Here is a 20,075-nt window from a genome sequence, read left to right as displayed (position 1 = left end):
CGCCGCCGGGGCACCGGGGGGCCAGACCGCCCGAACCCCGGCGACACAGGATCGGGGGGGAGGGCGCCCCGCGCCGCCATCACGGCCTCCTGCGCACCCACCCGTGACGGGAAGCGAGTCAGGGATCCGGATGTAGGAAGGCGTGGACCGCCTGGACAACCACCGAGCCCTCGCCGACGCCGGAGGCGACCCGCTTCACCGAGCCCGCCCGGACGTCGCCGACGGCGTAGAGGCCGGGCACGACGGTGGCGTAGGGCGACGTGGCCGGTAGCCCGTCCCGGTTCATCCCCGTCGGCACGAAGCCCTTCGGATCGAGGGCGAGGCACTCCGCCAGCCATCCGGTGTTCGGCACCGCGCCGATCATGACAAAGATGTTCCCGATCGGCCGGGTCTCACCGAGGCCGGTCGACCGGTCGCGCCACGTCACCGACGTCAGCGTATCGTCGCCGTGCAGCGCCTCGATCTCGGTCCGGGTATGCAGGGTGATGCGCGGCGACGACGCGATCCGACGCACGAGATAGTCCGACATGGTGGCGGCCAGCCCGTCCGCCCGCACCAGGAGATGGACGTGCGCCACGGTGCGGGACAGGAACATCGCGGCCTGACCGGCCGAGTTCCCGCCGCCGACCACGATCACCTCGGCGCCCGTACAGAGCTGCGCCTCCATGGCCGTGGCGGCGTAATGAATGCCCTGGCCCTCGAAATGGGCGTAGCGCGGCAAGTCCAGCCGGCGATAGCGCGCCCCCGTGGCAGCGATGACCGCACGGGCCGGAACGCTTCCGCCGTCCTCCAGGACCACCCGGAAGGCCGAACCGCCGCAATCGAGCTGCGCCGCCATGCGGGAGATCGCGAGCCGCGCCCCGAATTTCTGCGCCTGGACCTGGGCCCGACCGGCGAGCGCCTGGCCCGAGATGCCGGTGGGAAAACCCAGATAGTTTTCGATTTTCGAGGAGGTCCCGGCCTGCCCGCCCGGGGCCATCCCCTCGATCACGATGGTGTCGAGTCCCTCTGAGGCAGCATAGACGGCGGCCGCGAGGCCCGCCGGACCGGCGCCGATCACCGCCACGTCGTAGATGCGGCCCGGGTCGAGGGCTTCGGTCAGGCCGAGCGCATCCGCCAGGGCCGCGTTCGAGGGATTGCGCAGCACGGCCTCGCCCGGGGCGATCACCACCGGCAGGTCGGCTGCCGTGAGGCCGAACCCCTGGAGGGCGTGCCGGGCCTCGGGGTCGAGGGCGATGTCGAGAATGCGGTGGGGATAGGCGTTGCGAACGAGGAAGCGTTCGAGACGCAACGTTTCACGGTGATGGCCAAGGCCGATCAGCACCACGCCACCCCGTCCGTGCCGGATCAGTCCGACCCGGCGCAGGATGAACGCCCGCATGATGATCTCGCCGATATCCGGCTCCGCCGTCACCAGGCGGCGGAAGTCGCTGCGCGGGATGCGGACCACCCGCGTCTCCACGGCGGCCCGGCCCGAAACCAGGATCTCGCGATCGTTGAGCAGATCGAGCTCGCCGGTGAACTGGCGGGCGGTGTGCACGGTGAACACCGTGGCGGCCCCCGCATGATCGGTCTCGAACATGTCGACCTGACCCGAGAGGACCAGGAAGAAGTCCACGCTGCGCTGGCCGCGCGAGAACAGCAGCGTCCCGGCCGCAAGGATCTCCTCGGTGCCATAGGCGGCCACCCGCTGCGCCATTTCCGCGCTCAGGTGGGGAAAGGTCTGCGCGGAGCGATCGTCGCCCCCGGCGTCCGCTGCCACATTCGTAGGCGCCGAATCTTGGGGCGCCGAATTCGTGTCGGTCACGTCAGCGCACTCCGTGTCTTCGAACGCGGTGTTTTAGATCCGGTGGAGCGCTCGGGCCACGCCTGATCCGCGCGCCGTCCCGCCGGGTCGGTGCGAGCGAGGCTGGACGACGGCGTCGCGTCGCGCTTGTCCGATCGCGCGTCGTTTTGTACGGAGCCGCCCCCATCGAGGCGTGGGGTGATCCGACGCGGAACGCGCCCGGACACAGGGATTGGATCGTCCAATCTGCAGGCGGAACATGCAAGATTCGCAGCCCTGTCAGGATCGAGGACAGGGGATCGGCTGCCGGTTCCGGCAAGCCCGGGGGGAACGGAGCGAACGCATGCGGACGCAGACCCGAGAGGCGGCGCGCCGAAGGGCGCGGAGGCGTGTGCCGTGAAGGTTGTGCGTCGAGTTTGGCTGTGGTCGGTCGTCCCGAGCCGACGGAGACGCACGCTCATCCCGAGCAGGCGCGCGAGGTTTCGATGGACGCGCGCCTCGTAGCCGGTCCATCCGCTCTCGGCACCGGCGATGAAGGCCGCGGACGCCTGAGAGGCCTCGGCGCGCTCGCGCTCGGCTGTGCGGCGGCGCTGTTCCTCATCGATGCGTTCACCCCGCTGGAGGGGGCGGTGGCCGTCCTCTACGTCGTCGTCGTGCTGATGGCGGCGCGGGCCTTCGAGCGGAATGGCGTCATCCGGGTGGCGATCGGCTGCCTGATGCTGACGGCGGTGGCCTACCTGCTGTCGCACGACCCGCTCGACCGCGATTCCGCATTGCTGCGCGCGTTCGTCAGCCTCGCGGCGATCGGGGTGAGCACTCTGCTGGTGCTGCGCAACCAGGCGACCGCCACCATCCTGGCCGAGCAGGCCGAACTGCTCGAACTCACCCACGACCCGATCTTCGTGCGCGCGCCGAGCGGGATCGCGACGTTCTGGAACCGGGCGGCGGAGGATCTCTACGGCTGGCGCCGGGACGAGGTTCGGGGCCGGCGGGTCCACGCGCTGCTGCGCACCGTCTTCCCGGACGGGGAGGCGGCGATCCGAGCCGAATTGATGCGAACCGGGCGATGGGAGGGCGAGTTGGTCCAGTCCGTCCGGTCGGCGGCCAAGGTGGTGGTCGAGAGCCGCTGGTCGCTCCAGCGCGATGCGCGCGGCGAGCCGGTCGCGATCCTGGAGACCAATACCGACATCACGGAGCGCCGCCGCGCACACGCAGCTCTGGTGCAGAGCGAGCGTCGCTACCGCACCATCTTCGACAGCGCGCGGGTCTCGATCCTGCAGCAGGATTGGCGAGCGGTCCGGGCGGCCCTCGATGCGCTCCCGGCCGAGACGGGCGCAACGCTCGGGACCTATCTCGACGGGCATCCCGAGATGGTTCGCACCCTGCGCCGCAGCGTCACCATCGTCGAGGCGAACGCGGAGATGCGGCGCCTGATCGGAGCCGGGGAGGAAGCGGCGCCCCCCCGCACCCTCGACGCGTACCTGCCCGACGACGAGCCGACCTTCGCCGCTTCCCTGGCCGCACTCGCGCGCGGCGACGCGTTCTTCGAGGGCGAGACGGCGATCCTGACGCTGTCGGGCGCACGGGTGCCGATCCTGTTCGGCATCACCTTCCCCTCCGAGCCCGGAGGGTTCGAGTGCGTGCTGGTCTTCGCGGTCGACATCACCGAGCGCAAGCAAGCCCAGGAAGCGCTCCTCGCCGTCCAGGCCGAGCTGGCTCACGCCGCGCGCGTCACCACGCTCGGCGAACTGACTGCCTCGATCGCCCACGAGGTGAACCAACCCCTGGCGGCGATCGTCACCAATGCCGAGGCGGCCCTGCGCTGGCTTCGACGGGACGTTCCAGACCTGATGGAAGCCGCATCGGCCCTGCGCCGGGTCGTGGCGAGCGGCACGCGCGCGGGCGAGATCGTGTCCCGCATCCGCACCTTCCTGGCCAAGGCACCGCCCCCGCGCGACTGGATCGACCTGCGCGAGATGATCGACGAATCGGCCCAGTTGCTGGAGCGTGAATTGGCGCGCAGCGGCGTGCGCCTGATGCGAGAGCTGGCATCCGATCTGCCCGCCATCCTGGGCGACCGGGTGCAGGTGCAGCAGGTGCTGATCAACCTGATGATCAATGCCGTGCAGGCCATGGCGACGGTCGACGACCGTCCCCGTCGTCTCATCCTCCGGGTCGCAGCGGACGCGGCGGCGGTCCGCGTCACCGTGGCGGACAATGGCGCGGGCATCCCGGATGAGGTCGTCGAGCAGGTGTTCCGACCCTTCTTCACCACCAAGCCCGACGGGATGGGCATGGGGCTGGCGATCTGCCGCTCGACCATCGAGGCCCATGGCGGTCGCCTCTGGGTCTCCGGCCACGAGGGGCCAGGCGCCGCCTTCCACTTCACGATCCCCACGACGCCCGGGAGGCGTTCATGAGACGCAACGGCGCAACGGAACCCGCCGGCTCCCCGGCCGCGCCCCCCACGGTGTTCGTGGTGGACGACGACAGCGATCTCCGGGACGCACTCTCGGGCCTCCTGCGCTCGGTCGACCTGCCCTGCCTCAGCTTCGGCTCGGTGACGGATTTCCTCGCCGCGCCACGCCCACCGGGCGGGGGCTGCCTCGTGGTCGACGTCCGGCTGCCGGGGGTGAGCGGCCTCGACTTCCAGGATCAGATGAGCGCGTTCGGGATCGACCTGCCGATCATCCTGATGACCGGGCACGGCGACATCCCGATGTCGGTGCGGGCGATGAAGGCCGGAGCGGTGGATTTCCTGGCCAAGCCCTTCCGCGAGCAAGACCTGCTCGACGCGATCGCAGCCGCCCTCGCGCGCGATTCGCATCAGCGCAGCGCCCACGCGGCCCTGGACGGCCTGAAGGGCGATTACGAGACCTTGACGCCGCGCGAGCGCGAAGTGATGGCGCAGGTCACCGCCGGTTTGCTCAACAAGCAGGTCGCGGGCAATCTCGGGCTCAGCGAGATCACGGTGAAGATCCATCGGGGCCAGGTCATGCGCAAGATGAAGGCGCGGTCGCTGGCCGATCTGGTCCGTAGCGCGGAAGCCCTCGGCATCTCGCAGGGCCGAGATCGACCGGGAGCGTCATCGCTGTGGCCGCGACGGTCTCCGAGGATGGAGGGCGAGACCCCGGCCTGACGGCAAACCTCCGTATGATTTCCAGCGGCGATGCCGAAGCCCATATCAGAGCATGGGCCAACGCCTCCGGATCGCCGTGACCGGGCAGCAAACCCGGGGGTCAAGCCATGCCAGCAGTGCCGGTGATCGCCATCGTGGACGATGACGAGGAGGTGCGGATCGCCACCGGAAGCCTGGTTCGCTCCCTCGGCTACACAGCCCGCATCTACGCCTCCGGACGCGCCTTCCTCGAGTGCCGTGACGCGCCGGTGCCCGACTGCGTCCTCACCGACGTGCAGATGCCCGGAATGTCGGGCCTGGAGATGTACCAGGGCCTGCTCGCCCGCGGCGCGACGGTGCCGGTGATCTTCATGACGGCGTTCCCTACCGACCGCCTCCGCGACACCCTTCTGGCTGCCGGCGCCAGCGACTTCCTCAAGAAGCCCTGCGACGGGACCGAGATCATCCGGTCCCTGCACCGCGCCCTGCACACCGGGACCCGATCCACCTGAGCCGCTCCTGCCGGACGGAATCGCGCCGCGACGCGCGCCCCAGTCAGGCGGGAATCCGTTGCCCGTCCCAGGCAAAGACGCCGCCCGAATCCGGGGGATTCAACCCGTCGAGCACCGCCAGGAGGTGGGCCGCGCTAGCCTCCGGTGTGAACAGACCCGGAGCCCCGGCATCGGGCCGGAACGGCCGGGACAGGCCGGTCGCCACCGTTCCGGGATGGAGGCCGGCCACGATCGCGTCGGGATGGGTGCGCTTCGCCTCGATGGACAGGGTCCGGAGGATCTGGTTCAGGGCCGCCTTCGAGGCACGATAGGCGTACCAGCCGCCCAGGCGATTGTCGTCGATCGACCCTACCCGCGCCGACAGGGCGGCGAAGACGCTGCGTCCGCTCCGGGGCAACAGCGGCAGGAAGTGCTTGGCCACCAGGGCAGGACCGATGGTGTTGACGGCGAATACCGTCGCCATGGCGGCCGGGTCGAGGGTGCGGATCGCCTTCTCGGGTACCAGTCCAGTCTGATGCAGGAGGCCCGTGGCGACGATGACGAGCCCAACCGGTCCGCAGCGCGCCACGCGCTCGGCCGCGGCAGCAATCGAGGCCTCGTTGGTCACATCCACGCAACCGTAGCGGACCGGTTCGGGGACGACATCCCCCAGGGCGGCTCCCGCACGGGACAGGGCGAAGACGCTAGCGTGCTCCCCACGCAGCGCGAGAGCGCCGACGAGCGCGCGGCCGAGCCCCCCGGAGGCACCGATCACCACAGCGCTGGCCATAGCTTCATTTACCATGTCAATTTTGCTGGAACCGTTCGGACACCTTCGACGTTTCGGGGCGGAATCCGATGCGTCTCGAGCAGGTCCGGGGAGCTGGTGAGACGCTATGGCTGCACAGGCTCCAAGGGTAGATGAATGAGTACATCCTCGGCGTCGCACCCGGGTTCTGCACGGTTTCATCGTATTCGGCATCGCGAACGGGCCGCGCCGCGCGCGGCGGGTCCGGTGAGTTCGGTGGGGAACGCACGACGCCCGGATTTAGTGGTGCCGGAGCCCGTGGGATGGAACCCACAACGCTTGTTCGAGGCCCCGGCGGGCGGAACCGGCACTTTCCATCCGGTCCTTCGGCCTCGCTGAGCATCAGGCTCTTCCAGCCTGGGTGGATCGCTACGAGCGGCAAGGTTGATGGAGATCACGAGAGACGTGACAGGATTTCGCCGCGTTTGTCTGACACTGCGTTCTCGTTATCGTACGTAGAAAATCGATTTCCCCTCAACGCCTATGAACAAGCACACCGACAGCGCCGCACTTGATCAAATGACACCCTTCTAACCCATTATCGTTACAACAGAGATTCGGCCATCGAAAGCAATCGAACAGTCAATCAAAACTTTCGATCGTAAGCCGTCTCGGTATAAAAAGTGGCACCATTGTTCATCACCTGCTCTGACATTGCCTCTCTGTCCCAAAATACGCCTGCACGTATTTTTTTATGGTGCGGCCATCGGCGTGTTTCTGCTATGGGACCCGCAACAGCGCTCCCGAACGTCCAAAAATGGCGCGAAATTCCTAAATTCGATGTGGCACGAATTTCGCTGAAATTGGCCAACTTCTGATTAACTGCTGTTCGAAAGGACACCGATATGAAACGGGATGATTACGTGGCGGCAGAACAGTCGAACCTTGCGTATCCTCTCAGCCAGACCCAGTCTCGTCACATCGGTTTGGCGGCAAAGCGCAGTGTGGATGTCTCGATCGCCCTGATCACCCTATTCCTTCTCCTTCCGCTGATGGCCGTACTTCTGGTCGCGGTCTGGGCTCAAGATGGTAAATCGCCAATCTTCCGTCACCGCCGCATCGGCCTTGGCGGACGGACCTTCGATTGCCTCAAGATCCGGTCAATGATGGCCAATGGTGATGCCCTGCTTCAGGAGCATCTTGCGCAAAGCCGCTCTGCTCGTGCGGAATGGGACGCAACCCACAAACTCACGAACGATCCGCGGATCACCCCGCTCGGTCATATCCTCCGCAAGACCAGCCTCGACGAGTTGCCCCAGCTGATCAACGTCCTGAAGGGCGAGATGAGCTTGGTCGGTCCCCGGCCCATCGTGCAGGCAGAGGTTGCCCGTTATGGTGCCGCCTTCCAGACCTGCTTCTCGGTCACGCCCGGCGTCACCGGACTGTGGCAGGTGTCCGGTCGCAGCAACTGCTCCTATGCCGAGCGGGTCGAGATGGACCTTGCCTACGCCCTGGACTGGTCGTTCTCACGCGATCTTTCGATCCTGGTCCGCACGGTCCCGGCCGTGCTCGCCCAGCGCGGAAGCCGCTAAGCGCGCCACGCCCGATCGCGCCGACATCTCATCTGCGCGAGATGTCTCATCCGCGCGATCGGATGTTCCATACCCCTCGCCATCCCGCCTTGGACGACGACGGAACGGCGAACCGGGCCGCGTGAACGAGGGACGCGAACCCGGTTCGCCGGCCATCCCTCGCATGGGGGCGGGCAGGGGACGGCACGACAAGCTTGAGCGTTCGATGTTGCTCGGGTGTTTCAGTTGCAGCCGTTGCAGATCCCGCTGGTGATCTCCGAATCCTTCTTCTGCTGCGGCGTGCGGCGTTCCGGTTCGCCGGACATCTCAGGCCCCGCGGTACTGCCCGGGGGCTTGGTCCGCCCGACGCTCGACGTGTTGGGTGCGGTCGTGGTGGACAGGGCTCCACCGCCCGTCCCGGTCTGAGCCGGGTTTTCCGCTCGCGCCAATCGCGTCCCGATGATGGCGAGCGGCAGAACCAAGGCAAGCGCAGCCTTGATCAGCACAATCTTCGTGGCCATGAACCTTTCTCCTTTCGCGCGCCAACCGCGCGCGCGCCGGATCGGTTCATGCAGGCACGGAGCTTGGGCGCTTCGAGCCTGCGGCGACATCTACCAGCGAGTGGTCACGGAGCCCGTAATGCGGCGGCCATCACCGTAGCTGTAGCCGGTATAGCCCGCGAGCAGCACGCAGGTCCCGACATAGACCCGGTCGAACAGATTGTTGGCTGCAACCTGGAAGCGCCAGCTGTCATAGGTGTAGCGGTTCGAAGCATCGGTGAGGACGTAGCCCTTCACCGGGACCGTATTCTGCGCGTCCGCGTAGGTATCGCCGATGTAGCGCAGGCCGACGCCGAAAACATCACCGATCTGCACGGTATTCTCGAGCCAGTTCGATCTCAAGATGCTGAGTATCCGGCTCGGACGCCCACAAACCGCGCGAAGGCAGGCCGGCATCGTGACCCACGTTCAGCGCCCTGAGCGAGTTCAGCGGGTGAATCCTGGTGTTGCGCTGGATCGTCCCCACGATCTCGAAGCCACGTATTCGATCTCGCCGATCTCGTAAGAGGTCTACGACCCTCTCAAGACCCACCGTGGCCTCACGCCCTACGAAGCCAGCTGCAAGGAACCACCGAGCCTAGCCGCTTTCCGTCAAACCTGCTTCACCCAATGCCGGGACCAAACAATCGCGCAGGTCTGCCTCCAGGTCTGTCAGGGTCGCCGTTCAACGACCTTGCACAGCGTAGGGCTCGGCCTCAAACGCCCTCGAAGCTTGCGGGACGAACCGCGAAAATTGCCCCTCCCTCGAGCCGAGAATGGATTTGACACCCGGGGACTGCTCCCAGTGCATGGACTGGACGCGCGTGGCCAAAGTCTTCGCAGATGCCGGCCACGCAGCTCAACGACCCGCAACCGCCCCGATCATCGCCGGAGGCATCGTGGATAAAAGCTCTGATCGGTTGGGCTTCGCCGCCCATTCGGACCGCTGCGTCGTTGAGGGCTTCTTCGTCTGGGTCATTGGCAATCGCCGCCTTCGGAAGGAACCGGGATCACCCTTTGCTTCAGCCCAGGCTTTCCTCAACGCCGGGGCGGTCCGAGACCTGTACTCCTGCGAAGCAGCAAACATCTGGCGCCCGGACAAAGGCCGGCAATTCGAAAAATGCGGGAAAGCCGTGGCAGATTGAGCGCGTCGTCCCACAGACCCTTCGACGAACCACGGTGACCGCAACGAAGGTTGAGTGCGATGACAGTGATGACGGCCTTGCAGGATTCCGGCTGGACGATGTGTCTGCGGCGTGGAGTTGTCCTGACAATCACAGGCCTGATTTTGATCGGGACTGTCGCCATCACCGCCCCGGCGGTAGCGCAGGACGCTGAGGCACCCGCGGCAACCGTTGCGGGCACGATCAATCCCACCGCAGCCGTACCGCCATCTCCGGCTGGTGCGACCGTGCCGGCCCTGCCCGTGGCAACGAGCGCACAGCTCCCGGTGACAGACAAAGCGACCGAGGCTGCCCACGATCTCTCGCCGATGGGGATGTTCCTGCACGCGGACATGGTCGTGCGGGCCGTCATGGTAACCCTTCTACTGGCTTCGGTGGTGACCTGGGCCATCCTCTTGGTGAAGACGCTGAGCCTACACTTCGCCAAGCGCGAGATCCGCACCAGCCTCAAGGCACTCCGGTCGGTGGCGAATCTGGCAGAGGCAAACGATTCGGTCCGCCGCGGCGTCGGAGCGCTTCTTCTGGTGGAGATCGAGGGGGAGGTCGCCCTGTCTCAGGGGTTACCCAGCGAAGGTATCAAGGAGCGGGCCGCCATGGCGCTGGTCAGGATCGAGGCCATGGTTGGCAAGCGGATGGCGTCCGGCACCGGGATCCTGGCGACGATCGGTTCGATCGGTCCGTTCGTCGGCCTGTTCGGTACGGTCTGGGGCATCATGGGCAGCTTCATCGGCATCGCCAACTCGAACACCACCTCTCTTGCGGTGGTGGCGCCTGGCATCGCCGAAGCATTGCTGGCCACCGGCATCGGGTTGGTCGCGGCGATTCCCGCGGTCGTGATCTACAACGCGCTGACCCGCTCCATCACCGGCTACCGCGCCCTGGTCGGCGATGCCGTTGCGCTGACCATGCGCCACCTGTCGCGTGATCTCGATGGTCGCGAGCGGGTGACCTACAGCCGCCCGTCCGGCCTTCGCCTGGCGGCGGAGTAGGCGCATGGCCGTCAATCTGGGATCGAACGACGGCGGCGATCTCGTCGAAAACGCCGAGATCAACATCACGCCCTTCATTGATGTGATCTTGGTGCTGATGATCATCTTCATGGTGGCGGCGCCGCTCTCGACCGTCAGCGTCCCCGTGGAACTGCCGACGTCGTCGGCTCAACAGCAGCCGCGGCCTGACAAACCGGTCTACGTCAGCATCAAATCCGATCTCTCCGTCACCGTGGGTGAAGACACGCTGGCCCGGGCCGATCTCGGCACCGCTCTCGACGGGGCGACCAAAGGCAACAAGGAAGAGCGAATCTTCCTGCGTGCCGACAAGGGCGTGCCCTATGGCGAACTGATGCAGGTGATGAACCTGTTGCGCGGAGCGGGCTACCTGAAGGTCGGCCTGGTTGGGCTGGAGGAAATGGCCGGCGGAGCGCAGCCATGATGCATCCGCCGCCCGAAGCCTTCCTTCAGGCCATCGAGCAGCGTCGCTGGGAACTGGAAAGATCCGAGAGATCCTCGGCTGTCCGGGTCCTCGGCTGGGCGGTCGCCGTTTTCCTGACGCTCGCCGCCCATGTCGGTCTCTACCTCGCTTTGACCTACCAATCCGAAACGCCGTCCGTTCCGCCGGAACAACCGGCGGCGATCATGATCGATATGTCGCCCGAGCCCACCGTCGCGAAGTCCGATCTCGACAACGCCAAGGATGGCCCTGTGGCCCCGGATGCGCAGGAGACGCAGCCGGAAACGCCCGACGAGCCCCCGCCGCCCGATCCGCCGGCAGCTCTTGCAGCGCCGCCGCCCCCGCCTCAGGTCGTGTCGCAGGCCGTACTTCCACCTGAGGTCCCGAAGGAGGTCAGCCCGCCGCAGCAAAAGCCGCCGGAGAAGAAGCATCCCGAAAAACCGCAGCCTCGGAAGAAGCCGGTTCCGAAACACCCCGTTCACAAGAAGCCTGAACCAAGCCCGGCATCCCGGAGTGGCGGTGGTCCGAAGTCGGACCAGCAGAATGCGAATCGGACCGCTGCCTCTGCCGCAGGCTCCGCAATCAGCCAAGCGTCGCGCGCGACGTGGCAGAACGAGATGCGGGCCCGGATTGTCCGTGCCAAGCGCTTTCCGCCCGCGGCTGCCGGTGCGGTTGGGGTGGCAGTGGTGAGCGTCACGTTCGCGTCCAACGGCAGCGTGACCGCGGCCCGTCTTATCGCGTCGTCCGGCAATGCGGCCCTCGATGCCGAGGCGGTTGCCGTGATGTATCGGGCAGCGCCTTTCCCGCCACCGCCCGGCGGTCAGGCGATGACGCAGACGATCCCGCTCAACTTCAGCCGCCGGTAGCGAACCGGTGGTTTTCCGGAACCAGGATTCGATCGTCCGCCGGGCGTCGTTAGAAAAACCCCGAGCAGCACAAGATCCCGAACCAGAAACGAGCAGCAATGCCTTCGCATCCGTCCAACCTCCCGACAACCGCAGCGACGCCGGACGCAGCCGTCTCGGTTTCGAAGTTCAGGCTTGAGAACGGGATGCAGGTCGTGGTTATCCCGGATCGACGCAGCCCGATCGTCACTCACATGATCTGGTATCGCACCGGCTCGACGGACGATCCGCCCGGCCAATCGGGACTGGCCCATTTCCTCGAACACCTGATGTTCAAGGGCACCGCGACCTATCCGGCCGGTGCCTTCAGCGATCTCCTGACCTCCCTGGGCGCCGAGGAGAACGCTTTCACCGGCTGGGACTTCACCGCCTACCACCAGCGGATTCCCAACGAATATCTTGCGACCTGCATGGCCTACGAAGCCGACCGGATGTGCAATCTCGTCCTCGAAGAGGCCGCTGTGGCAACCGAGCGGGACGTGATTCTCGAGGAACGCTCCATGGTCGCGGATGCGAACCCGGCCGGACTGCTCGGGGAGGCTCTGGCGATCGCCGCAAGCCCCGCCCACCCATCGGGGCGCCCGATCATCGGCTGGCGCCATGAGATCGCTGGTCTGACCCGGGCAGATGCCCTGGCTCATTATCGACGCTTCTATACGCCTGAGAATGCGCTTCTCGTAGTGGCCGGCGATGCCGAGCCGGAGGCGGTGCGAGATCTCGCCGCCGAGATCTACGGCGCGATCCCGGCCTCGGGCGCTCCTCCCGAGCGCCGTCACCTGCAAGACCCGCCGAGCCGGGTCCATCGGCAGATCACCCTGGCTGAGACGACCGTCGGCGAGCCGCAGTTGACGCGGCTGCACAAGGTGCCGTCACCCACGGACGCAGTTCCGGGGCAAGCCGAGGCCCTGGAAGTGCTGGCCTTTCTGCTCGGCGGCGACGAAACCTCGATTCTCCATACTCGTCTCGTCGTCGAGGAGGCCCGTGCGACCCGCGTCGGGGCAGCCTATTGGGCGCTTCTCTTCCGCGGTCCCTCACGCTTCTACATCCACGGATCGCCCTCGGTCGGGACCACGCCCGAAGAGCTCGACCACGCAATCGATGCGCACCTCGACGACCTGCGAGTGTCCGGGTTCGAGGCATCGGCCGTCAAGCGCGCCAAGACTCAGCTCGTGGCCAGCGCTCTCTATGCCCGCGATAGCCAAGTCAGCCTCGCCAACTGGTACGGCATGGCTCTGTGCTGCGGCCTCACGCTCGACGATCTGGCAACTTGGCAGACCCGCATCGAGACAGTCGACACCGAGGCGCTCCAGCAGGCCCTCGCCCTTCTGGAACGGCGAGACACCGTCTCGGGCCATCTCATTCGTTTCCAAACGGCCTGCCCGAGCGTGCTGAACGGGGAAGACCTCTCGTCATGACGATTCACGTCACAACGTCCGGCAGGCCCCTGGCCGCCCGCGTTCGGTGCTTTCGCAGCCCTGGCGGCATCGAGGCCTGGCTCCTTGAGGACCACACGCTGCCGATCCTGTCGATGCAGTTCGGGTTTCGGGGCGGTCCCACGCTCGACCCAACGGACCGCTCGGGGACGGCGCGGATGCTTACTGGCCTGCTCACCGAGGGTGCTGGATCGATGGACGGCGGCGCCTTCCGCCAAGTCCTCGGGGATCGGGCGATCCAGCTGTCCTTCTCGGTCTGGAGCGACAGCCTGCGCGGTGAGCTCAAGACCCTTGCACGTGAAACGGAGGCTGCGTTCGAGCTGATCGGCCTCGCCTTGTGTGACCCGTGTCTGGCCGCGGATGACATCGTTCGGGTCCGAAACGCTTTGGAGGCGGATGTCCGCGCCAGCCTCAGCCGCCCGGATCAGGTCGTGAACCAGACCTTTGCCGCGCACGGCTTTGCCGGTCACCCCTATGGCCGGCCCTCGTCCGGCAATCTCGACAGCCTTCGGCGGATCGAGCGCGCGGACTTGGTAGCTCTACAGGCGCGCATGGTGACCCGCACCAACCTGGGCGTCGCCGTCGTCGGTGCGATCGGTCCCGAAGATCTCGGCCTCGCCCTGGATGGTGCCTTCGGGCAACTTCCGGCGGGTGTCCCCGTGCAGACGGCAGCGACCGCAATCCAGGGACTCGGCGAGCGCATCGTCAAACGGCTCGCGCTGCCCCAATCGACGATCCGATTCGGGCGGCCCGGCATCCCTCGCGCGGACGCGGATTTCGCCGCCGCCACCGTGGTGAACCACGCCTTGGGGGGGGACATGTCCTCCCGCCTGTTTCGCGAGGTTCGCAAGAAGCGCGGCCTTTGTTATGCGGTGGGAACCGCCCTTCAAGTTGTGGACGGCGCCGCCACCCTGGTGGGCAGGACGGCGACCGGCAACGATCGCGTCGAGGAAGCACTCGGTGTGATCGAAGACGAGCTTCGCCATCTGGCTCGGGACGGACTCGACGCACAGGAGATGGAGCGGGGCAAGGGCTATCTTATCGGCTCGTCCAAGCTGCGCCTCGACAGTTCGTCGGCCATCGCTGCCCTGCTTCTCGGGTTGCAGCTCGACGGGCGCGGGTTGGACTGGCCCGATACCCACAACTCGCGCATCGCCGCCGTGACGGCGGAGGACGCGCGGCGAGCCGCAGCGCGCCTGATCGGCGATGCTCGGATGCTCGTCGCGATCGCAGGAGATCCGACCGAACCGTAATCGCCGGGGCATACGCCGAGTCGGGCGGCTCGGCGGCACTTCGGCATCGGGAAGCCGAAATCAGTGTCAAAATTTGGCAAATCCGGGCGGCACCGTCGTCTAATCGGGAGTGAAGGCCGTGAGATCCATCGTCATAGTGAGCCTGGGGCTGATCCTCGCATCCCCAATCACGGCACAGGCGCAAGTCGCTTCAAGCAAACCGCTTATTCCCGGGGCACCTGTTCAAACACAGACCGGAACTGGGCGGTCCGGCTCCGCGAGTGCAACGCTTCTCGAAACGCCCGGCGCGGCTCCATCCGCTCCGAGCGGTTTCGATCCACCCGGCCAGAAGCCGCCACGCCCGGATACGGCAATCGGACCTGATCTCGTCGCCTACATCTTTGCGCCGGTCGGGAAGATCGTCGGACCGATCACCGAGGGCCTCCACGTCTTCGACGCATCTCTTGCGCCGATCAACGCGGTTCTGCTCCCGCTGACCGGTCCTCATGACCCTGCACCCGAAGTCGCACCGGCCTCCGCGCCGGTCTCGCCTGTGGCGGAGGCGGTTCCGACAACGCGCGGGCCACGCAAGTAACGGCCCGCTCGACCATTTGGCGCCGCCCGGTCCGCGTCCACTGACGGATGTGTGTTGCGACCAGGACGGCCGATTTCCTCGCGGCAAGGTCCCGAGAAAGGTTTCCCCCATGTCTTCTTCCGAGTTGCTCGTCGGCGATCCCGCACCCGCGATCGAAGTCGAGACGTTTCTGAAGGGCGAGCCGCTCACGGGCTTCGCTCCCGGCTGCGTCTACGTCGTCGAGTTTTGGGCGACTTGGTGCGGTCCCTGCGCGACCAGCATCCCGCACCTGACGGAGCTTCAGGCGCGCTACCCGAACGTTCCAATTCTCGGGGTCGCCGTGGGTTGGACAGACCTCATGGTGGTCGAGAGCTTCGTACGCGATTGGAATGACCGCATCGGCTACCGGATCGCCGTCGATCGGCGGCCAGAGCGAGAGGTTGGCCGGAGCCTGATGCGCGCGGCCTGGTGCGATGCGGCCTTCCAGAAAGGCGTACCGACGTCCTTCATTGTGGATCGGGCGGGCCGCATCGCATGGATCGGACATCCGATGGACCTGGATACCCCGCTCGCAGCCGTGGAAGAGGGACGCTGGGATCTCGCAGCCGCTGCCGACGCGCACCGATCACAGCTGGTACGCGAGAAGGTCCGCGAAGCTCAGGCCTTGGAACGGGCGGTGCGCGCTTGCTCCGAGATGGGCGACCGGGACGGCATGCTGCGGGCCTATGACGCGGCCTTCGCGACTGAGCCCGAACTGGAGCCGACTTATGGCTTCGGCAAATTCAAGCAATTTGCGCCTGGCGGTGAAGCCGCCCTGGTCTACGGGCAACATCTGATCACGCGGGCTGCCGCGAACGACATCAACACGCTCTTCAAAATTGGAATGAGTTTGACCCGACAGGGCGAAACCCTCAGGGAGCCGGTTTCCGAGCCGGCCGCGGCCCTGGCGATCCAGGCCCTGGATCGAGTTTGGTCCCTTGCCGGGTCCGAGCCGAACCCCCGCCTGCGGATGCGGCTGTCGGAGGCTTATGCATATGCCTTGCTGGCGGCCGGCCGGCGGGGGGAGGCGATGTCCTACGCAAGAGCCGCACTGGACGCCGGAAAGGCGACCGGAGCGAACGAGGAGGTGCTGGCACCGCTCCAAGCTCTTCATGAGCGGTGCGTGGCGGCGACTCCCTCCGTGCCGACGCCACCGCCGTCGATGATCTGCGACGGCGACAGTTGCCGTCTCGCCGATTCTTGATTGCCGCCCTCAAACGGTTCGGCGTCTTACCGCTCCGAGACTCCGCGACGCATGCCGGCAAGCCCGGAGGCACGCGACCCACAATTCCAAAGAGCAGCCTCAAACCTGCTCCTCAAGCTGCTGCGTTCCGCTATCGCTCCCTGCTTCTCCGGCAAAGACATGACGCTTCACACTTGGCTCGCCTTCGTGGCCGCATCCTGCCTCACCTTGGCGCTCCCCGGGCCGACCGCCCTCATCCTCCTCCGCTACGCCTCGTTGCCCGGACCCCGCACCCTTCCCTCCATCGTCGCGGGCGCGGTTCTGGGTGATACGTTCGCGCTGACCATCTGCAATTTCGGTCTGGGGACGCTACTGGCGGCCTCCTCCGATCTCCTCACGGTGTTGAAGATCGCGGCGGCGGCCTATCTGATCGGGCTCGGCCTCTCCAGCCTATTTGCCCGCCCCTCGATTCGCGTCGCACCGCCGCACCACACCCGCCGCCCCTTCGCCGGCGTCTTCCTGGTGACCGCCTTCAATCCCAAGGGCATCATCTTCTTCTGTGCCCTGTTGCCCCAATTCGTCGACGCCGCCCAACCTGTGCTGCCGCAACTCGCGATTTTGCAGGTGACGTTCTGCACGCTGTCCCTGGTCGCTGCCGTGACCTGGGTCTCCGCCGGACGCCTGCTGCGCCGAACGGCCGATCGATGGATCCGGCGCACGACAGGTCTGCTTCTCATCAGCACTGGTGTCGCGCAGGCGACCGGTCGGCTCGCATGAACCGGGGTGGCGAGGGCCGAGAGCCCGGAGCCGCCCTCCTGGGCTCCATCCGCGCTCCGGCGGTTCGGGCACGCGAATGGATCGCGGGCGCTATCGAGACGATCGAGGCCGATGTCAATCGGTCCGCGGACACACACCTGTTGCGGGTGCCGCTTCCAGCCTATCCCAGGATCAGCTTCTACATCAAGGACGAGTCGACGCATCCGACCGGGAGCCTCAAGCACCGCTTGGCCCGCTCGCTTTTCCTCTACGCCCTGTGCAGCGGCTGCATCGGCCCGGACACGACGATCGTCGAGGCCTCCAGCGGATCGACCGCGGTCAGCGAAGCCTATTTCGCCCAACTGCTCGGATTGCCGTTCATTGCGGTGATGCCGAGGGCCACCTCCGCCGAAAAAGTCGCCCAGATCGCCCGCTATGGCGGTCGCTCCCACTTCGTCGACACCTCGGGCGCCGTCTATGCTGAGGCCGAGCGGATCGCGGCCGCGTCTGGCGGCTACTACATGGACCAGTTCACCTTCGCTGAACGGGCGACGGACTGGCGCGGCAACAACAACATCGCGGAATCGATCTTCACCCAGATGTCTCATGAGACCGACCCGGTTCCGGCCTGGGTTGTCGTGGGCGCCGGCACCGGCGGTACCTCCGCCACCATAGGACGTTTCATCCGCTATCGCCGACTCGCGACACGGCTCTGCCTCGCTGACCCGGAAGCTTCGGTGTTTCACCGTCACCTTGCAGACCGCTCCGTACGCAGCCACGAGGGGGGAGCGTCGATCGTCGAGGGCATCGGCCGCGCACGCTGTGAGCTGTCGTTTCTTCCTGATCTGATTGATCGCAGCGAGGCGATCTCGGACGTGGGGAGCTTGGCCGCCGCCCGCGTCCTATCCGAGCGGCTCGGCCGCTCCTGCGGGGCGTCGACGGGGACGAACATGTGGGCGGCCGCGCGGATCGTCTCCGACATGGCGGCGGCGGGCGAGCACGGCTCCGTCGTGACGCTTCTGTGCGATTCCGGTGAGCGCTATCGCAGCACACATCTCGACCCGTACTGGTTGGCGGACCGCAATCTCGACCTTGCTGCCCCGCGTGCAGCGATGGAGGCCTTCTTCGACAGGGGCGTCTCGCCGGACCTAGCCCTGGCGGAGCGGAGCCGCTCCAGTACCGGACTGTGACTGCATCCATCCGGAAAATCTCAAGCTCGACTGTGGGAACTTGGGCGCCGGCTCAGACAACAAGGTGCGAACCAAGTTTGAGGGACGGCGATGTTCAATGTGTTAAGGCGATCAGCGTACCGGTCCGGTCTCCCGGTTGTCGCCGCCTTGATGAGCAGCGCGAGCCCGACCTATGCGGGCCTCGATACCCCGGTCGAGCTCGATATCCCCGCCGGAGACCTCGGCCGCACACTGATCGCGATTTCACGCCAGGGCGGGATCACGATTTCCTTTCCGCCTGAGATCGTCGCCGGCCGTAAGGCTTCGGCCGTGAAAGGACGGGTCGTCGTCCGGGATGCGCTGATGCGCGTACTCGGAGGAACGGGCCTCCGCCTCGTGCCGGGTTCGGGCGGTGGCGTGACCGTCGTCGCCGACCGCGGCACAGGCGTCAGCCCCCAGGGTCTCGGCGATATCGCGGCGATCGACGTGACCGACGAGAGTGCGGGTTCGCGGTTCAGCGACGTCGGCTTCCAAGCCGGCGATGCGGGCACGTCGTCGCGTCTCTCCGGCACGCCGACGAAGGAGTTGGCGAACACGATCACGACCGTGACGCAGAAGGTGATCCAATCGCAGGTGGTCACGAGTGCCGCCGAGGCGGCGCAGAACGTTTCGGGCGTAACGCTGGGAACCAGCGGCGATGGCCGCGCCAATTTCGTGATCCGCGGCTTCCAAACCCAGGGAGTGATGGTCGACGGCATCGGATCCTTCAACCGGAGTACGACTCTTTACGGTCAACCCCCGATCGACAACGTGGAACGCATCGAAGTCTTGAAAGGACCCAGTGCCATCCTGACGGGTGCGACCGTAGAGGGGGGCGGCGTGAACGTCACAACGAAGCGGCCGACCGAGTCGGTCATCCGCGACGCCACCGTGCGGTACGGTTCTTACGGCTACAAAACGCTCGCGTTCGATTTCGGTGGTCCCGTCGCCGACGCTCAGGGATTGACCTATCGCTTCGTTGCCTCGGGAAATGCGGCGGACACCAATTATGCAGGCTATCGCGATCCGCACGAATACCTCCTTGCACCCAGTGTCCGATGGACAGACGGGGTAACGACGTTGCTTGCGGGAATGAGTTACACGGATCAGGCGCGAGCGCCGAGCCAGTATACCTTCATCCCCATACAAGGGATGAACCCTCTTCATCCCATTCTTCGGCTTCCGAGAGGTGTCCCAAATATCAATCCGAATTTGGGCTACTCCACTAATCTGATCCAGCTTTTCAGCGAGCAGTCGCACGATTTCGGCGACATTTTGGGCTTCAACATCGTGCTCAACAATCGGCTCCGTTACGATACGTCAACGGATGCCTTGAATACGGGCTCTTGGATCGGCCGCCCGGGTAGAAATGGCACTTATAGCACCACTCAGACGCAGGCCAGTTATCAATTCTCTCGGTTGTTCGAACAGGTCGATCTGACTAGCACCTACGACGCAGGATTCGCGCGGCAAACATTGAAATTTGGCGTTGATTATTCCTCGACCGAGATCATGTACTCACAAGTTCCGGCCCCGGCAGCTCAGAATTTCTTCACGAATCCCTATTCTGGACTTCCAACTCAAGACCTTTTCCGGCCGACAATCATTCCTCCTTCGACGGTGGGAGGTTTTGAGGCGACTTCTCTTGGATACTATGTCATCGACAAATTCGATACGTTGGACAATCGACTGCATATCACGGGTAGCGTTCGATACGATGATTTCAGCAATGGGGCTTCCGGTGCAGGCCGTCCTAGGGTCTGGACTCGATCAGCACCAGAAGGCGATGACGGCAGCGAGTGCGACGGCCGAGGCGTAGTTTCGGGCCAGCTTGTCGTAGCGGGTGGCGATGCGACGGA

At 65.9% G+C, this 20,075-nt stretch carries 17 protein-coding genes and 2 pseudogenes; 14 read left to right on the top strand and 5 right to left on the bottom strand.

What is annotated here, in order from left to right:
• Window positions 1-118: 118 nt before the first annotated feature.
• Window positions 119-1,807 (bottom strand): FAD-dependent oxidoreductase, encoded by a 1,689-nt coding sequence (locus ASF60_RS11450; protein WP_244478399.1) that lies wholly within the window; start codon window positions 1,805-1,807, stop codon window positions 119-121.
• A gap of 464 nt (window positions 1,808-2,271) precedes the next feature.
• Between ASF60_RS11450 and ASF60_RS11445 the strand changes: the two genes are divergently transcribed.
• From ASF60_RS11445 to ASF60_RS11435, 3 genes are all read left to right on the top strand, one after another.
• Window positions 2,272-4,206 carry a PAS domain-containing sensor histidine kinase gene (locus tag ASF60_RS11445; protein ID WP_056184627.1) on the top strand — a complete coding sequence of 645 codons (1,935 nt, stop codon included), beginning with the start codon at window positions 2,272-2,274 and terminating at the stop codon, window positions 4,204-4,206.
• Window positions 4,203-4,925, top strand: a complete 723-nt coding sequence (locus ASF60_RS11440) for a response regulator transcription factor (RefSeq protein WP_082507896.1) — start codon at window positions 4,203-4,205, stop codon at window positions 4,923-4,925. Before ASF60_RS11445 ends, ASF60_RS11440 begins: the two co-directional genes overlap by 4 nt.
• A gap of 107 nt (window positions 4,926-5,032) precedes the next feature.
• Window positions 5,033-5,416, top strand: coding sequence for a response regulator transcription factor (locus ASF60_RS11435; protein ID WP_056184527.1), 384 nt, complete (start codon window positions 5,033-5,035; stop codon window positions 5,414-5,416).
• 43 nt (window positions 5,417-5,459) lie between these two features.
• On the opposite strand, the gene ASF60_RS11430 is transcribed toward ASF60_RS11435, so the two are convergent.
• Entirely contained in the window at window positions 5,460-6,200 is a 741-nt protein-coding gene (locus ASF60_RS11430) for an SDR family NAD(P)-dependent oxidoreductase (protein WP_244478398.1), read from the bottom strand.
• A gap of 848 nt (window positions 6,201-7,048) precedes the next feature.
• Between ASF60_RS11430 and ASF60_RS11425 the strand changes: the two genes are divergently transcribed.
• Window positions 7,049-7,735: a sugar transferase gene (locus ASF60_RS11425; RefSeq protein ID WP_082507895.1), complete on the top strand. Its 687-nt coding sequence runs from the start codon at window positions 7,049-7,051 to the stop codon at window positions 7,733-7,735.
• A gap of 221 nt (window positions 7,736-7,956) precedes the next feature.
• Here the strand turns inward: ASF60_RS11425 and ASF60_RS11420 are convergent, their stop codons facing one another.
• Together ASF60_RS11420 and ASF60_RS11415 are read right to left on the bottom strand one after the other, a co-directional pair.
• Window positions 7,957-8,235: a hypothetical protein gene (locus ASF60_RS11420; RefSeq protein WP_056184523.1), complete on the bottom strand. Its 279-nt coding sequence runs from the start codon at window positions 8,233-8,235 to the stop codon at window positions 7,957-7,959.
• A gap of 90 nt (window positions 8,236-8,325) precedes the next feature.
• Window positions 8,326-8,616, bottom strand: coding sequence for a TonB-dependent receptor (locus ASF60_RS11415; RefSeq protein ID WP_056184521.1), 291 nt, complete (start codon window positions 8,614-8,616; stop codon window positions 8,326-8,328).
• Between the two features lie 461 nt (window positions 8,617-9,077).
• Between ASF60_RS11415 and ASF60_RS24405 the strand changes: the two genes are divergently transcribed.
• From ASF60_RS24405 to ASF60_RS26090, 10 genes and pseudogenes are all read left to right on the top strand, one after another.
• The gene (locus tag ASF60_RS24405; protein WP_156634034.1) at window positions 9,078-9,398 is read left to right on the top strand and encodes a hypothetical protein; all 321 of its coding nucleotides are present in this window, start codon (window positions 9,078-9,080) and stop codon (window positions 9,396-9,398) included.
• A 68-nt stretch (window positions 9,399-9,466) separates the two neighbouring features.
• Complete coding sequence (exbB, locus tag ASF60_RS11410; protein ID WP_443136754.1) at window positions 9,467-10,426, top strand: tonB-system energizer ExbB; 960 nt, start codon at window positions 9,467-9,469, stop codon at window positions 10,424-10,426.
• A gap of 4 nt (window positions 10,427-10,430) precedes the next feature.
• On the top strand, window positions 10,431-10,868 hold the full coding sequence (gene exbD, locus ASF60_RS11405; protein WP_056184519.1) for a TonB system transport protein ExbD: 438 nt from the start codon (window positions 10,431-10,433) through the stop codon (window positions 10,866-10,868).
• Window positions 10,865-11,752 carry a TonB family protein gene (locus ASF60_RS11400; protein WP_056184517.1) on the top strand — a complete coding sequence of 296 codons (888 nt, stop codon included), beginning with the start codon at window positions 10,865-10,867 and terminating at the stop codon, window positions 11,750-11,752. The genes exbD and ASF60_RS11400 overlap by 4 nt, the downstream gene beginning before the upstream one ends.
• Window positions 11,753-11,937: 185 nt before the next feature.
• A complete protein-coding gene (locus ASF60_RS11395) occupies window positions 11,938-13,206 on the top strand; it encodes a M16 family metallopeptidase (protein WP_082507893.1) in 1,269 nt (422 codons plus the stop codon).
• On the top strand, window positions 13,203-14,477 hold the full coding sequence (locus ASF60_RS11390; RefSeq protein WP_056184514.1) for a M16 family metallopeptidase: 1,275 nt from the start codon (window positions 13,203-13,205) through the stop codon (window positions 14,475-14,477). Before ASF60_RS11395 ends, ASF60_RS11390 begins: the two co-directional genes overlap by 4 nt.
• A 683-nt stretch (window positions 14,478-15,160) precedes the next feature.
• On the top strand, window positions 15,161-16,273 hold the full coding sequence (locus ASF60_RS11385; protein ID WP_082507892.1) for a TlpA family protein disulfide reductase: 1,113 nt from the start codon (window positions 15,161-15,163) through the stop codon (window positions 16,271-16,273).
• 159 nt (window positions 16,274-16,432) lie between these two features.
• Window positions 16,433-17,029: a LysE family translocator gene (locus ASF60_RS11380; protein WP_056184512.1), complete on the top strand. Its 597-nt coding sequence runs from the start codon at window positions 16,433-16,435 to the stop codon at window positions 17,027-17,029.
• Window positions 17,026-18,198, top strand: coding sequence for a PLP-dependent cysteine synthase family protein (locus ASF60_RS11375; protein WP_082507891.1), 1,173 nt, complete (start codon window positions 17,026-17,028; stop codon window positions 18,196-18,198). The genes ASF60_RS11380 and ASF60_RS11375 overlap by 4 nt, the downstream gene beginning before the upstream one ends.
• Before the next feature lie 90 nt (window positions 18,199-18,288).
• Window positions 18,289-18,993 (top strand): annotated as a pseudogene (locus ASF60_RS26090) (TonB-dependent receptor plug domain-containing protein); the annotation flags it as partial.
• 993 nt (window positions 18,994-19,986) lie between these two features.
• On the opposite strand, the pseudogene ASF60_RS24400 reads toward ASF60_RS26090, so the two are convergent.
• Window positions 19,987-20,075 (bottom strand): annotated as a pseudogene (locus ASF60_RS24400) (IS5/IS1182 family transposase); the annotation flags it as partial.

The sequence above is a fragment of the Methylobacterium sp. Leaf113 genome (assembly GCF_001423325.1).
Classification (GTDB): domain Bacteria; phylum Pseudomonadota; class Alphaproteobacteria; order Rhizobiales; family Beijerinckiaceae; genus Methylobacterium.
The sequence above is the reverse complement of the archived record's forward strand: the minus strand, read 5'-3'. Positions and strand labels throughout refer to the sequence as shown.